Origin of the sequence: Halodesulfurarchaeum sp. HSR-GB (genome assembly GCF_031432215.1) — an archaeon.
Classification (GTDB): domain Archaea; phylum Halobacteriota; class Halobacteria; order Halobacteriales; family Halobacteriaceae; genus Halodesulfurarchaeum.
Genome location: NZ_JAVKGN010000001.1, coordinates 84,575 through 97,759 on the forward strand (window position 1 = coordinate 84,575; position 13,185 = coordinate 97,759).

Consider the following 13,185-nt stretch of genomic DNA (forward strand, 5'->3'; position numbering starts at 1 on the left):
ATACGTCCACAGAAACAATGCCGATGTTCACTCCCTTTCGAGTCGTCTGCCCCGGGTGTGGGCTGACGGTACTCGTGGATGCGAAAGTCCGAGGGGAGTTACTCGCAGACGGCTGTGTTCGCTGTCAGCGAGAACTGATCGCCGACGACTTTCACGCCAAGCCACGGGACGTGACCGCACGATCATCGGTGTAGCGACCGAGTCAGGGTGAACACCAGCAACGCGATCAGGAACGCGCCGATGAACCCCTCGATATCGGCCAGCAGCCGGATTGCCACGGGATTCACTTCTGCGCCCCCGAGGACCAGCGACGTGAACGATTCCAGGCTGAGCAACAGCGACCCGACGAACCCGCCATAGATCTCCGAGTAGCCGGGTTGCTGGGAACCCAACCACCAGTAGAGCCCGGCAAATCCCAGCACCGATCCGACAGCCGTGCCCAGTACTCGTCGCGGCCGTTCGCCATACCCCGAAATGAGATCGAAGGACGCGTTCCAGAACCAGTCCCCCAGGGCTTTGAGCCGACTCACCGGTGTACCGGCGTCGAGCAGGTGCTGTCGATGGCGCTTTCGCCGTGCTCGCAGTTCGTTGATGAAGAAGTTGGCCGCTGCAATGCTGTCGCCGACGTCGTCGGCCCCCTTCCGGGCCATGATGTAGGTCGTTTCGATCTGAGGGATGTCAGGCGTGATATCAGTCTGTGACCCGAGTTCGCCAGCGAGCGCAGCCGCCAATGCATCGATCGAGTCCGAAATCGTCGATGGCTCTCCAGTCCCCGTCGCGTTCGCGACCTGCTGCAGCTCCGTGTGGGCCGACGGGAGAAGCGATTCCAGCACGGTCTCGCGACCTTCGAGTTCACGTGCCAGGAGCGTGAGAACCCCGACACGGTATCGCTCGCGAGCGTACAGTGCCGGTCCCAGGAGGTCTGCCGACTCCGGCCCGTTCCTGGCGAGCCGCCGTATCTGGGCCTCGGTCAGTTCCGAGAGGACCAGCTCGGCGAACGCCTCACTCTCCGGAACGCCCGATTTTCCTGCCAGCCACTCCCGGGTACCCCGTTGCACTCGACAAATGGTCCCGATATCGATCGCCAGTTCGAGCGCCGTGGGATATTCACGGGCGACTGCGATCTGGGATCTCACGTGCTCGGGCACCCGATGCAGGGACCAGTCCTTCTGGGCGAAGTCCTCACGACTCTCGCTGAACTGGAACCGGTCGAAGGCCGTCCGATCGAACCAGAAGTAGTTCGCGACCGACTCGCCGTCTCCCGAAAGTGTCACCTCCCCAAGTGTCGCCTCCGCGAGGTCGTAATAGACGGGCCCCTCCGCCTGGGGTTGATCGAGTCGGCCCCGTTTGATCTCACTCCGGCCCAGATTGACGACCGGCGGTCCGGGACCGACGATCCGGGGGGCGATGTCGAGGCGGGCGAAGGTTCCCCCGGAGAAGTCGAGGAACTGCCTGACGACGGGATCGGTGCCGAACCGCTCTCGACCCGCGAATTTGAACGACCCACCGACAAAGGCATTCGAGAAGTCGAGGCCACCGTGGAACTGGGCTTCCTGGAGTTCGGTTCCGTCTTCGACGCCGAAGTAGACCCCCTCTTCGATGGTCGCGTCGCTGGCGTCGAACCGGCCGCCGATATCCATGTCGTACCCGATCAAATGCCCCTCACAAGTGGTATTTTGAATGCTTACAGCGTCGGTCGTCGTCAGTCCACGAAACTGCAATCCGGGATACTCGCTGTCGGGGTCAGCCCCGGTCACGTCGAGTTTGTCAGCTCGGACCTCGGACACGGTGGCTTCTTTGAGGGAAAATCGGCCGACAAAGCTGGTGTTTTCGGCCCGAATCGCTCCCTCGGAGCCCCCAAAGGCGAAGTCGAATCGGCCGTCGATGGTGGCCTGGTCGAGATCCACGGTACCCTGTATCTGGGACTGGCGGAGCGTTACGTGGCCCTCGACGGCGCTCTTCGAGAGGTCGATATCTCCATGCACCGTGCTGTTCGAACCGCCGATGCCACCATCAATTCGCAGTCGGGTCGCCGAAATCTCACCCACGGTAGCCGATTCGAGTCTGATCGGGACTGGCAACTCGGATTCGTCCAGGTACAAGCCGTCGATGTTCGAGCCCCGAAGATCAAGCGGGTATGTTCCATCAGCCGAGAGTCGGCGGCGGCGAAGATCGATTTGCCCCACATCGAGACCGAGACAGCGTGTAACTGCTTTTCGTGGTTCTTCGGGGTAGGCAGCACTGATTCGCTCGGTCGGGTCGACGGTCCCTTCGATGGCGCCGACGATTTCACGCCTAACCGCTTCGTCTGCGGCCGCCGGATCGTGGATCACACACCGTTCGGATTCCCGATCAGCCCGGACAATGCGTGGACAGCGCCAGACACCGTTCTCGTCGGTTGGGAGCGTGGAGGTCCCCGAATGGCCTTCGGCGGCCTCGGAAACCCGGTCCGAGAGAGCAAGCGAGAAGGAACATCGATTGGGCATGGACCACCGATTCTGGGGCCTGGTACTTCTATATTGTCGCCCATGCCCCGGGCATTACCCAACAATTGGTCACTGCACACCGTCTTCGGGAGTGCGAGTTAGTTTCAATCAGCCTATACTTATTACGGTATCTACCGTCTATAATTTATGACTGTTATCGAGCTCTCCGGACTCTCCAAAACGTTTGGCGATGTCCAGGCCCTGCGGGGCGTGGACCTCCACGTCGAGGACGGAGAGATATTCGGTTTTCTCGGACCGAACGGCGCTGGCAAGTCGACGACGATCGACATCCTCCTGGACTTCGTCCGGCCGTCCACCGGTTCTGCAACCGTCCTCGGGATGGACGCACAGTCAGACAGTTTCGCCGTCCGACAGCGCACCGGTGTGCTACCGGACGCCTACCACGTTTACGATAGATTGACCGGTCGCGAGCACGTTCAGTTCGCGATCGAATCGAAGGGCGCCGACGACGATCCGGAGGCGGTGCTCTCCCGAGTCGGCATCCTCGAGTCAGCCGATCGATCAGCCGGGGACTACTCGAAAGGGATGCGCCAGCGGCTGGTGCTCGCGATGGCGTTGGTCGGAAGTCCGGACCTCCTGGTTTTGGACGAGCCCACGACCGGCCTCGACCCGAAGGGTGCCCGCGAGATGCGAGAGATCATCCGCGCAGAACGCGCTCGCGGGGCGACCGTGTTCTTCTCGAGTCACATTTTGGAGCAGGTCGAGGCCGTGTGTGACCGCGTGGCCATTCTGGACGAGGGAAAGATCGTCACCGTCGACACCATCGCCGGACTTCGGCAGGCCCTCGGCAGCGACGGACAGCTCAACATCACCGTGGACACCGTCCCCGAGGACATCAGTTCGGCCCTTGAAACACTCGACGGGGTACGGGGGGTCGACATCGACGGGCGGACCATCATGGTGCGCTCGACGAACAGGAGCAAGGTCGCCATCATCGACGCCATCGAACGATCAGGGGCACAGATCATCGACTTTACCACCAGCGAGGCGTCACTCGAGGACCTCTTCATCGCCTATACCGGGGAGGGGCGCACTAAGGGGATGGATTCGGCGGACGCCCAGGCAGGGAAGCCGGGTGATAGTCGGAGCTCGGAGGTGACAGAATGAGTGTGATAGCAGTGGCCAAGAAGGACTTCGCGGATGCGCGGCGGTCAAAAGCCCTCCAGGGACTGGCCATTCTGTTTGTAGTGATGGGCGTGGGCGGGACCTACCTCTACACGTTGCTCCCGACGATGGACCCCGAATTGGGGCCGGTCTCGCCCGAGGGGCTCTATGTTTTCCTCGGCCAGATTAGTGCACTGTTCATCGCTATCTCCGCGGTCGTGTTGAGCTACAAGGCCATCGCTGGCGAGTCCGAAAGCGGCAGCGTGAAGCTCCTGCTGGGACTGCCCCATACCCGCAGGGACGTCTTCCTCGGCAAGGTCATCGGGCGTTCGAGCGTGATGTTTCTCGCGCTTTTGGTCGGGCTACTGGCGACCTTCGGCGTCGCCACCGCACTTCTCGAAGGAGCCTCCGCGGTCGGATTTGCCGGATTCCTCGTGGTGACGATGGTCTTTGGTCTGGTGTATGTCACGCTGATGGTATCGATATCTGCGTCGACGGCCTCGACGAGCCGGGCCGCGACCCTGGGAATCGGGCTGTTCGTGGTCCTGGAACTCATGTGGGATGTCGTGGTCTTCGGGGTCGCCTTCGTCGCGAACGGGTTCACCGTTCCAGCAGGGGGCCCAACGTCAACCTGGGTCTTGGCCCTGAGCGGGTTTGCGCCGACAGTGGCCTACGACAGTGCCGTCACCTGGGTGGTCGGATTCCTCGCCGGTCAACCCCCGACAGTACCGTTTTTCCGGGAACTCTGGTTCGCGCTACTCGTCTTTGCGTTCTGGGCGCTGCTTCCAGGACTGTTTGGGTACAGTCGGTATCGCAGGGCGGATTTGTAAACACAGGAATGGAATCGTACCGTGCCAACAGCAGTCCACCCACAAATACATGAATGGTAAATGGCAACGACTATTGATTGAGATAAACACCTTGATTTTATGGATAGAAAACGTCGAGCACTCCTCTCGGGCTTGGGGACGACGTCTCTACTACTGACTGCTGGTTGTTCTACCACTGAACAGAAGACATCAACTGGGCAGAAGACATCATCTGGGGACAACAATGAAACCACTAGTTTCAAAGAGGTGGTAGAAACACAACGAGAGATCGTGAACAAAGTGGACTGTGCAGATTATCAAACCGATGCCATATTCAGGCTTGAAACAACTGGCGTGCATGCGATAACCAAATCCGAGGAACTGGCCACCGAAATTAAATCACACATATCCGAATCTACTACCAACGACTCGATCACCATCCAGATTGAGGATTATGAAGGTGAATCCACGACATTTTTCGTTGTAGAAGCGCCCCAGAACGAGGTTTCCGCAAGAGATCTAGGTGAGGAGTTTCACGAATCAGCGGATTATGTTGCAGTACAAGGGGGTCAATCGATTAGATCAGTCACGGAGTACGTTTCACAAATCGAGGCATGGCTAGAGAGTCAAAACCGCCTCAATGAATCTACAACGAGAATTAGTTGGCCCGAGCCCCCAGGCGAAATCGAAGCAACTGCGACGATTGATGGAGTGAGCCAAATGGCGGATCTCTTCGAGGAGGACCTCATCCAAGCGCGTGTCCCAATGGAAAGGGGCGAGAGAACAGTGTTTTCGACCGCTGATTTGTCATCGATTACATCACCAACGAATTTGGATAGGAGTCCGTCGATTTTCTTTTCGTTTTCCACCAACGCCCAACAACGCGTCTATGAGAGGTTCCGAGAGACGAATGTCATAACAGATTCTGGAACGGGGGACAACGAGCTGCACTACTATATCTCCGGGGAGAATGTGGGCGCGCCAAAAATCCTCCCTGAAGCAGTCGAGGGCTGGAACGAGACTGGCAGAATTCAGGCGTTAGGGATCCCAATTGAGATGGCGGACGCCCGACGATTTTATGACCGATTTCCCAATTTAGATGTGATGGACTCGGATGGAACAGTTACTGCAAGATTCGAGATCGACTTATGTGAATGATTATAGGGACTGGATTTGGATGCATGATTGCGTTCTTTCAGGTTGTTTCAGTCATCAGTTGAATAGCCACACACCTCTTTACAGAATGCGTCGCCACTATTCATCGGCGTGGTTTTTCGGACCCGCCCCGTTACAATCAGTGATTGGCTGCTGATTAGAAGCCACATAATGACGTGGGAAGTCGGAGATGCCTGGAATGCAAAATGTATCTGACGCATGGAACGTTCGAAATACTCACAATTCATGCCGAAATAGACGAAATATCCCACTATGAAAGGAAACGTCACAACAGGTCAAACCTCAAAACCCCGCACCGTGATCGAAGTACTGGGATTAACTCTCGCCACGTTCATTGTTGCGATAATCGCGGGGATTGTGTTCATCGTCCCGATGGTGGCACTCGGATACGACATACAAACGACTTATGTGCTGGTCGGGGCAACAGCTGCCAGTCAAATCGCGATGTTCGGTCTCGGCTACGCCTACCTCCGCTATCGAGACCTTACGGTATCAATTATGACGCCGAACCGCTTTGAGGTTGGCTATGTCATTGGTGGTGTTCTTGCTGCACTCATCACAGCAGTGGCGCTGTCTGCCCTGTTAGTGACATTCGATCTCCTTCCTGGCTCGGTGATCAGTGAGACAGCAACGACGAATCCAACATACCTCCTTGGACTCGCTGCACTCTCAGTCCTCATCGTCGCCCCGGTTGAGGAATTCGTGTTTCGAGGTGTCATTCAACGACGGCTCCGAAACCAGTTCGGACCGGTACCAGCGATAATCGGTGCAAGTCTGTTGTTCGGGTCAATGCATCTAGTGAATTACACCGGGAACCCCGTGCCAATCATCGCAGGGGCGCTTCTAATTTCATCCATCGGTGCGATCTTCGGGGCTGTGTACGAACGCACGGGGAATCTTTTCGTTCCGGTGTTGGTCCACGCAATCTATAACGTCATTCTCTTAGTGACCAGTTACCTGGCAACGACAAGCCTCTGAGTATGGACGGATGAGGACCAGAATGTCCAATCAGCTATCTTGAGTGAGTTGCAGTGTCTTGATTCAACACTATTCGGTGAGCCGGTTATCTGGATTCGAGCGATTCAGCCCAGTTGATGACGTTGGCGAAGAAAACCATTACCACGACGAAGAACACGAGGAATACCCCACCATGGACGAAGTTGAATTGCCCTGAAAAGGCCAGTGAGACGAAGAGAAACCCAGTTAATGCAGCGATGGTCCCTGCCACATACAAACGTAATGTTGTTTCCATGTAACTAATGCTACTCCTGGTACAATAAATCCCGCTCGACGAAATGATCGGAATTGGGCAAAATAGACTCGCCCCGGCCCAAACCCCCTTGTTTCGTCCCTGGTAAAAATGACCTTCAATCGCTCGTCTCACCCATTCGAATCCGTCCGATCGCGCCACAGCCGGCGCTCGAAACGTGAGCGCCGGCAAAATATGGGTCGGGGCGGATTCGAACCGGAGGAAGACTCACTCGTTCCTCGCTCGTCTTCCAGGGCTCGAATCCGCTGACCCGTTTACGACCGCGATCTCATCGCAGCGACACAGCACGCTGGTCGCTGCGAAGTGAGAGTCGCTGAAAATGGGTCGGGGCGGATTCGAACCTCAGTCACTTCGCTTCGCTCGTTCCCTGATTCGAATCCGCTGCCCCTTCACAACCGCAATCACACGTCTCGGGACACAAGCGTCCCTCGCCGGTGTGAGTTGCGAAGAATGGGTCGGGGCGGATTCGAACCGCCGGCCTGCTCCGTGTGAAGGAGCCGTCATAGCCTGACTAGACCACCGACCCGCTGACTTGCTCTAGTGACAGGACGCTCTTAAGCGTTGTCGATTCGGGTTCAATACGTGGGGTGGACCTCGTCCACGCCGTCCCGCTTGTTCGCCTGCCGCGCCGTCACGAAGAGCAGATCCGAAAGTCGGTTGAGGTACACGAGCGGTGCCTGTTCGACGTCCTCGGCCTCGGTCAAAGCCATAACCTGCCGTTCAGCCCGTCGACAGACTGTCCTGGCGTGGTGCAACCGCGATCCGGCCGTTCCGCCCCCGGGGAGAATGAACTCCTGCTGGGGCTCGAGTTCCGCTTCGATGTCGTCGATCCACGACTCCAATGTCTGGACGTGCGAATCGTCGATCGCCGGTTCGCCTCCTGTTTCGGGGTTCGCGAGCACGGCCTGCAGAATGTGTAGCTGGTTCTGTACCGCTTCCAGCCGCTCGTCGATATCAGCGTAACCGGTTGGGCGAACCATCCCGACCAGGGCGTTGAGTTCGTCGACCGTCCCGTAGGCTTGCACCCGCAAATTGGTCTTTGCCACCCGTGACCCGTCGAAGAGATCGGTTTGCCCCTCATCACCCCGCCCGGTGTAGACCGTCATGCAAGCGTCGTCTCGACGTACTCGATGATCCGGTCCGTGTTGGCCATGACGACCGAGCGGTCGTCGTCCTCGAGTACAGGGACCCCGCGCTGCTCACTCACCGCCTTGACCTCGTCCCGTTCGGAGAACAGCGCGTCGACCCAGTGGATCTCGTACTCGATCTCGTTTGCGTCGAGGGTCTCCATGACCCGTTCACAGGCGGGACAGCCGTCGAGTGCGTATAGCGTGATCGTCATAGTCTCCAGAAGGCCCTACCCGGGTAAATGTGTTCGGCACCCGGTCCGGGTCGCGGGTTCGACCCGCAGGAAATCAGTATTTTCAATGTGGCGGGGCACACAGAGTCGGTACGATGGAGATCGAACACTACTGTCCGGAGTGTGGCGAAGAGCGGTCGTTCTCGCTCATGGCGAGCAACCAGATGCATCTCGGCAAGAAGACGAAGTGGTGGTGTGAGGAGTGTGGCTACGAGATGGTCCTGATCGGCGAGAACGTCGACACCGCGGCGGCCCAGGCCTGAAACTCCCCTCTCTTAAGTACGGGCCGGTCGTTGCTGTGGTATGAGCGAGCGCGGGATTCCCGTCGCGTGTGAGGGCGAGGACTGGTGTCCGATCCAGGCGACCGCCATCTTCTTCTGCAAGAAGTGGCACCCGGTCGTCGTCCATCGGCTGCTGGTCCACGGCCCGCTGGGGTTCAACGCACTCCAGGCCGAAGCCGGCGGGATCTCGAGCAAGGTACTCTCCGATACACTCGATGAACTAGAGACCTATGGCATCGTCGAGCGGAACGTCGTCTCGGAGAAACCCGTCCGGGTCGAGTACGCACCGACCGACCGCGGGGCGGCACTCGAACCGATGTTACAAGCGATGCGTGAGTGGGGCGAAGAACACCTTCTAGAGCCCGACGACGCGGACGACCCGGTGGAGCCCTAGTTCTCCTCGAGGGCCTGCCAGGAGAGCCGCGGGTTGCGTGCGGCATCAGCCTGGTCGATCCGGCGGGCCGTCGTCCGATGGGGCGCACTCGAGAGTGCCTCCTCGTCGGATGTCTTCGCCGCGTTGAACGCCTCCGCGAGGAGATCGAGTGTCTCTTTACTCTCGCCCTCGGTCGGTTCGGTCATCAGGGCCTGCGAGACGATCTCCGGCCACTTTGTCGTGGGCGGGTGGACACCGAAGTCCAGCATCCGCTTTGCCATGTCCGAGGCGTCCAGGTCGCCGGCACTGGCCACGAACTCGTGGTGGAACGGCTCGAAGGGAATGTCCAGATCGATCTGAGTCGCCAGGTAGTTGGCGTTGAGCACGGCGTTCGCGCTCGTCGCGCACAGCCCCTCGTCGCCCAGGCGGGCGATGTAGGCCATGGCCTTGATCAGGACCAGCCAGTTCCCCTGGTAATTGTGAACTTTGCCGATAGTCTGTGCCGGCTCGAACAGTTCGTACCCGTCACCGTCGTCCTGCTCGCGAACTTGTGGGGTCGGGAGGAACTCGGTGAGTTCGTCGACGACACCCACGGGGCCGGCCCCTGGACCGCCGCCACCGTGTGGCGTGGCGAAGGTCTTGTGCACGTTGTAGTGCATGATGTCATAGCCCATGTCGCCCGGTCGGGCCCGGCCGAGGAGCGCGTTGAGGTTCGCGCCGTCATAGTAGACCAGGCCGCCGGCCTCGTGGACGATTTCGGCGATGTCCTCGATGTCACGCTCGAACAGCCCCAGCGTGTTGGGGTTCGTGAGCATGAACAGCGCGGTGTCCTCACCGACCGCGGCTTCCAGCGCGTCGAGTTCGACCCGGCCGTCATCGCCGCTGGGAATCTCGACCACGTCGTAGCCGGCCATCGCCGCGCTCGCGGGGTTCGTCCCGTGGGCCGTGTCCGGAACGACGACTTCACTCCGGTGGCCCTCGCCGTTTGCCTCGTGGTAGGCGGCGGCGATCCGGTTGCCGGTGAACTCCCCAGCAGCCCCGGCGGGCGGCTGGAGGGTCACGGCATCCATGCCGCCGATCTCCGCGAGGTACTCCTGGAGGGTGTAGAGCAGTTCCAGGTTCCCCTGGATGGTCTCTCCCGGGCGATCGGGGTGGACCATCCCGTTGGGGTCCGCCGCCACGTCCTCGGTGAACGGCGGATTGAACTTCATCGTACAGGAGCCAAGCGGGTAGGGCCCCGTCTCGATGGCGTAGTTCTGCTGGGAGAGCCGAACATAGTGCCGGGAGAGTTCCGGCTCGGCTGGGGCCGGAAGTTCCAGTGAGTCCCGTGTCAGCTCGTCGGGCAACGGAGTGTCCTCGACGGCCTGCTCGGTTCCGAACTTCTCGGAGAGCAACGGTTCGTACTCCGGCCCCTCGTCGTCGTGGAAGCGGGCCTGATCGTAGTGTCGCATCAGGCGACCACCTCCTCGACGGCGGCGAGTAGATCATCGACTGCGTGTTCGTTGGTTTCGGTCACGGTAAACTGGAGTTCGTGATCGTCGACCGCCTGCACCGCGAAGCCTTCGTCCTCGAGGTCCGCGGCGATCTCCGAGGCGGGGGCCTCGGTCCGGGCGACGAACTCGCGGAAGTGATGGCGGTCGTGAACCGGGGCCTCGATTCCCGGCAGGGCATCGAGCTGTGCGGCCAGGTCGCGGGGCAACTCGACCATCTGCTCGGCCAGGTCCACGAGCCCGTCGGGCCCGAGTGAGGCCGCGTGGATGGCAGTTCGGAGCGCGACCCAGGCCTGGTTCGTACAGATGTTACTCGTTGCCCGCTCGCGACGGATGTGCTGTTCGCGGGTCTGGAGGGTGAGGGTGAACGCCCGCTTGCCGTCCTGGTCCTCGCCGATGCCGATCAGGCGACCGGGAACGTGTCGCAGGTAGTCGTCCCGGGTGGCAAAGATGCCCAGGCCCATGCCGTAGGCGTTTGGCATGCCCAGCACGGCGTCACCGACGACCACGTCAGCGCCGAGATCGCCCGGCGCCTCCAGGATGGACATGGCGACTGGATCGCTCGCTACGGCAAACATGGCGTCGTTCTCGTGGGCGATTTCGCCGATCTCGGCGAGGTGTTCCTCGATGGTTCCGCGGGTGGTCGGGGACTCCGCGTAGACCATCAGGGTGTCCTCGTCGACGGCCGCAGTAAGCGCATCGATGTCCAGGGTCCCGTCTGCGGTCCCGACTCGCTTCACGTTGATGTCGTGGCCGGCGACGTAGTTCTCCAGGACCGAAACCCGCTCCTCGCGGACGTACTCGGGGACCAGCACGTCGGTCCCGTCGGCGTCCCGAATACGGGAGGCCAGCAGGGCGGCCTCGGCCAGTCCACTCGCGGCGTCGTACATCGAGGCGTTCGCGACCGGGAGCCCAGTGAGTTCCACGAGGATCGACTGGTACTCGAAGAGCGCCTGCAGGAAGCCCTGGGTGACCTCCGGCTGGTACTGCGTGTAGGAGGTCAGGAACTCCGAGCGCAGGCTGAGGCGGTCGACGACCGAGGGCACGTAGTGATCGTAGTACCCACGACCGAGGAACTCGGTCAGGTCGTCGTTGTTCCCGAGCATGTCCGAGACCATGTTGAGGACCGCCGGCTCGGACCGGGATTCGATGTCGAAGTCGCCGTCGAACCGGACCGGCTCCGGGATGTCGAACAGCGCTTCGACGTCCGATACCCCGACTGCGTCCAGCATCTCCGACGTGTCCGTCTCGGTATTTGGCGCGTACGGACTTCCTGACATTACAGCTGGGACTCGTATTCTTCGGGTGTCAGAAGCGATTCGACCTCGTCTGTGGAGTCGAGATCGAGTTCGACGAGCCAGCCCTCACCGTACGGATCGTCGTTGAGGAGTTCTGGCTCCCCTTCGAGGGCCTCGTTGACGGCGGTTACCTCGCCGCTGACCGGCGAGTAGATGTCGGAGACGGCCTTGATACTCTCCACGACGCCGAGTTCGTCGTCGGTCTCGAGATGGTCGCCGACGCCGGGGAACTCGACGAAGACGATGTCGCCAAGTTCGTCCTGGGCGTAATCGGTGATCCCGATCTTGCCGGTCTCGGGGTCGACCCACTCGTGCGATTCGGTGTAGTACAGGTTCTCGGGTATTTCGAAGCTCATTGGTTTTCTCCTATGAACGGGGGTGTTCGAACGACTGCTCGCTTCCCTTCGTCCCGAATTGATATAAATACTGTCTCGCCGTCCTCGGCCCGACCTTCGTCAACGTATCCCAGCCCGATCGGCTCGCCCAGCGTGGGGCTCATCGTCCCACTGGTCACCGCACCGATCTCCGCACCGTCCTCGTCGGTGATCGAGTAGCCGTGCCGGGGCACGCCTCGTTCTTCCAGGACGAAGCCGGTAAACACCTGCTCGACACCGGACTCCTGCTGGGCCGCGAGTGCGTCGCGACCAACGAAGTCGGTGTCGAGGTCGACGGCGAAGCCGATCCCGGCCTCGAGGGGCGTCCGCGGGTTCTCCTCGGGGTTGAAGTCCTGCCCCGAGAGCAACAGTCCGTACTCGAGTCGGAGCGTGTCCCGGGCCCCGAGCCCACAGGGCTGACAGTCAAAGGCCGCCCAGACGGGTTCGATATCGTCCATCGGGACGACTATCTCGTAGCCGTCCTCACCGGTGTACCCGGTTCGGGCGACCCAGGCCGGCACGTCGGCGATTGTCATCGCTTCGGCGCTGAACCGACCGAGGTCCCGGGCCGCCTCGCCGGCAGCCGCGGCAACCAGATCTTCGGCGTCCGGTCCCTGGACGGCGACGATACCATACTCGTCGGTCAGGTTCGTTACCTCGGCGTCGAGCCCCCACTGTTCGCGATGGGCCGTCCATCGCTCGTGCATCTGGGCGTCGTGGCCGGCGTTCGGGATGAAGAGGTAATCGGCACCAGCCCCAGGGGTCCCCTCGGGAAGGGACGCCGGGAGACGGTAGACGACCGTGTCGTCGATGATGATGCCGTCCTCGTCGGTAATGGCCGCGTACTGGGCCTCGCCCGGTTCGAGGGCGGAAACGTCGTTGGTCGTCAGCCGATTCATCAACTCGGTCGCGTCTGGCCCCGTGACCGTGATCTCACCCATATGCGAGACGTCGAAGATCCCGGCAGCCGTCCTGACGGCCTCGTGTTCCTCGTTGATCGAATCGAACTCGACCGGCATCTCCCAGCCGCCGAAATCGGTGAACGACGCGCCTCGGGTTTCGTGAACCGCGTGAAGCGGTGGCGTCCGCAGGGCCATGAGGTAAACTCACAGGCGCCGGCAATTAATGCCTTCCTATATACTG

At 60.5% G+C, this 13,185-nt stretch carries 15 protein-coding genes and 1 tRNA gene; 7 read left to right on the forward strand and 9 right to left on the reverse strand.

Going from position 1 to position 13,185, the window contains the following annotated elements:
* Window positions 1-17 precede the first annotated feature (17 nt).
* The gene (locus RH831_RS00515; RefSeq protein ID WP_310552343.1) at window positions 18-194 is read left to right on the forward strand and encodes a hypothetical protein; all 177 of its coding nucleotides are present in this window, start codon (window positions 18-20) and stop codon (window positions 192-194) included.
* Here the strand turns inward: RH831_RS00515 and RH831_RS00520 are convergent.
* Window positions 183-2,486 carry a hypothetical protein gene (locus RH831_RS00520; RefSeq protein ID WP_310552344.1) on the reverse strand — a complete coding sequence of 768 codons (2,304 nt, stop codon included), beginning with the start codon at window positions 2,484-2,486 and terminating at the stop codon, window positions 183-185. The genes RH831_RS00515 and RH831_RS00520 overlap by 12 nt on opposite strands.
* Window positions 2,487-2,633: 147 nt before the next feature.
* Here RH831_RS00520 and RH831_RS00525 point away from each other — a divergent pair, with 147 nt between their 5' ends.
* From RH831_RS00525 to RH831_RS00540, 4 genes are all read left to right on the forward strand, one after another.
* Window positions 2,634-3,614 carry an ABC transporter ATP-binding protein gene (locus RH831_RS00525; RefSeq protein ID WP_310552345.1) on the forward strand — a complete coding sequence of 327 codons (981 nt, stop codon included), beginning with the start codon at window positions 2,634-2,636 and terminating at the stop codon, window positions 3,612-3,614.
* Complete coding sequence (locus RH831_RS00530) at window positions 3,611-4,441, forward strand: ABC transporter permease subunit (protein WP_310552346.1); 831 nt, start codon at window positions 3,611-3,613, stop codon at window positions 4,439-4,441. Before RH831_RS00525 ends, RH831_RS00530 begins: the two co-directional genes overlap by 4 nt.
* A gap of 99 nt (window positions 4,442-4,540) precedes the next feature.
* Window positions 4,541-5,578, forward strand: a complete 1,038-nt coding sequence (locus RH831_RS00535; RefSeq protein WP_310552347.1) for a hypothetical protein — start codon at window positions 4,541-4,543, stop codon at window positions 5,576-5,578.
* Window positions 5,579-5,848: 270 nt separating this feature from the next.
* Window positions 5,849-6,574 (forward strand): type II CAAX endopeptidase family protein, encoded by a 726-nt coding sequence (locus RH831_RS00540; RefSeq protein ID WP_310552348.1) that lies wholly within the window; start codon window positions 5,849-5,851, stop codon window positions 6,572-6,574.
* Between the two features lie 85 nt (window positions 6,575-6,659).
* Here RH831_RS00540 and RH831_RS00545 read toward each other — a convergent pair whose 3' ends face one another.
* The 4 genes from RH831_RS00545 to RH831_RS00560 all read right to left on the reverse strand — a co-directional run bounded on the left by RH831_RS00545 (window position 6,660) and on the right by RH831_RS00560 (window position 8,208).
* On the reverse strand, window positions 6,660-6,824 hold the full coding sequence (locus RH831_RS00545; protein ID WP_310552349.1) for a hypothetical protein: 165 nt from the start codon (window positions 6,822-6,824) through the stop codon (window positions 6,660-6,662).
* A 493-nt stretch (window positions 6,825-7,317) separates the two neighbouring features.
* Window positions 7,318-7,392 (reverse strand) — tRNA-Val (locus tag RH831_RS00550).
* A 49-nt stretch (window positions 7,393-7,441) separates the two neighbouring features.
* Entirely contained in the window at window positions 7,442-7,972 is a 531-nt protein-coding gene (locus RH831_RS00555) for a cob(I)yrinic acid a,c-diamide adenosyltransferase (protein ID WP_310552350.1), read from the reverse strand.
* Complete coding sequence (locus RH831_RS00560; protein ID WP_310552351.1) at window positions 7,969-8,208, reverse strand: glutaredoxin family protein; 240 nt, start codon at window positions 8,206-8,208, stop codon at window positions 7,969-7,971. Before RH831_RS00560 ends, RH831_RS00555 begins: the two co-directional genes overlap by 4 nt.
* A 113-nt stretch (window positions 8,209-8,321) precedes the next feature.
* Between RH831_RS00560 and RH831_RS00565 the strand changes: the two genes are divergently transcribed.
* Both RH831_RS00565 and RH831_RS00570 read left to right on the forward strand, forming a co-directional pair.
* A complete protein-coding gene (locus RH831_RS00565; RefSeq protein ID WP_310552352.1) occupies window positions 8,322-8,489 on the forward strand; it encodes a hypothetical protein in 168 nt (55 codons plus the stop codon).
* A gap of 40 nt (window positions 8,490-8,529) precedes the next feature.
* Complete coding sequence (locus RH831_RS00570) at window positions 8,530-8,901, forward strand: helix-turn-helix domain-containing protein (protein WP_310552353.1); 372 nt, start codon at window positions 8,530-8,532, stop codon at window positions 8,899-8,901.
* Here RH831_RS00570 and gcvPB read toward each other — a convergent pair.
* From gcvPB to gcvT, 4 genes are read right to left on the reverse strand one after another with little or no spacing between them, the layout of a single operon-like run.
* Window positions 8,898-10,331 (reverse strand): aminomethyl-transferring glycine dehydrogenase subunit GcvPB, encoded by a 1,434-nt coding sequence (gcvPB, locus tag RH831_RS00575; protein WP_310552354.1) that lies wholly within the window; start codon window positions 10,329-10,331, stop codon window positions 8,898-8,900. The genes RH831_RS00570 and gcvPB overlap by 4 nt on opposite strands.
* Window positions 10,331-11,650: an aminomethyl-transferring glycine dehydrogenase subunit GcvPA gene (gene gcvPA / locus RH831_RS00580; RefSeq protein ID WP_310552355.1), complete on the reverse strand. Its 1,320-nt coding sequence runs from the start codon at window positions 11,648-11,650 to the stop codon at window positions 10,331-10,333. Before gcvPA ends, gcvPB begins: the two co-directional genes overlap by 1 nt.
* Complete coding sequence (gene gcvH, locus RH831_RS00585) at window positions 11,650-12,024, reverse strand: glycine cleavage system protein GcvH (protein ID WP_310552356.1); 375 nt, start codon at window positions 12,022-12,024, stop codon at window positions 11,650-11,652. The genes gcvPA and gcvH overlap by 1 nt, the downstream gene beginning before the upstream one ends.
* Window positions 12,021-13,139 (reverse strand): glycine cleavage system aminomethyltransferase GcvT, encoded by a 1,119-nt coding sequence (gene gcvT, locus RH831_RS00590; RefSeq protein ID WP_310552357.1) that lies wholly within the window; start codon window positions 13,137-13,139, stop codon window positions 12,021-12,023. The genes gcvH and gcvT overlap by 4 nt, the downstream gene beginning before the upstream one ends.
* Between the last annotated feature and the right edge of the window lie 46 nt (window positions 13,140-13,185).

Bases quoted from the DNA above. Each gene is read 5' to 3' on its own strand.
- RH831_RS00555 (WP_310552350.1), bottom strand. From the start codon at position 7,972: ATGACGGTCTACACCGGGCGGGGTGATGAGGGGCAAACCGATCTCTTC.
- RH831_RS00525 (WP_310552345.1), top strand. From the start codon at position 2,634: ATGACTGTTATCGAGCTCTCCGGACTCTCCAAAACGTTTGGCGATGTC.
- RH831_RS00565 (WP_310552352.1), top strand. From the start codon at position 8,322: ATGGAGATCGAACACTACTGTCCGGAGTGTGGCGAAGAGCGGTCGTTC.
- gcvPB (WP_310552354.1), bottom strand. From the start codon at position 10,331: ATGCGACACTACGATCAGGCCCGCTTCCACGACGACGAGGGGCCGGAG.
- gcvH (WP_310552356.1), bottom strand. From the start codon at position 12,024: ATGAGCTTCGAAATACCCGAGAACCTGTACTACACCGAATCGCACGAG.
- RH831_RS00570 (WP_310552353.1), top strand. From the start codon at position 8,530: ATGAGCGAGCGCGGGATTCCCGTCGCGTGTGAGGGCGAGGACTGGTGT.
- gcvPA (WP_310552355.1), bottom strand. From the start codon at position 11,650: ATGTCAGGAAGTCCGTACGCGCCAAATACCGAGACGGACACGTCGGAG.
- gcvT (WP_310552357.1), bottom strand. From the start codon at position 13,139: ATGGCCCTGCGGACGCCACCGCTTCACGCGGTTCACGAAACCCGAGGC.
- RH831_RS00560 (WP_310552351.1), bottom strand. From the start codon at position 8,208: ATGACGATCACGCTATACGCACTCGACGGCTGTCCCGCCTGTGAACGG.
- RH831_RS00535 (WP_310552347.1), top strand. From the start codon at position 4,541: ATGGATAGAAAACGTCGAGCACTCCTCTCGGGCTTGGGGACGACGTCT.
- RH831_RS00540 (WP_310552348.1), top strand. From the start codon at position 5,849: ATGAAAGGAAACGTCACAACAGGTCAAACCTCAAAACCCCGCACCGTG.
- RH831_RS00530 (WP_310552346.1), top strand. From the start codon at position 3,611: ATGAGTGTGATAGCAGTGGCCAAGAAGGACTTCGCGGATGCGCGGCGG.
- RH831_RS00515 (WP_310552343.1), top strand. From the start codon at position 18: ATGCCGATGTTCACTCCCTTTCGAGTCGTCTGCCCCGGGTGTGGGCTG.
- RH831_RS00520 (WP_310552344.1), bottom strand. From the start codon at position 2,486: ATGCCCAATCGATGTTCCTTCTCGCTTGCTCTCTCGGACCGGGTTTCC.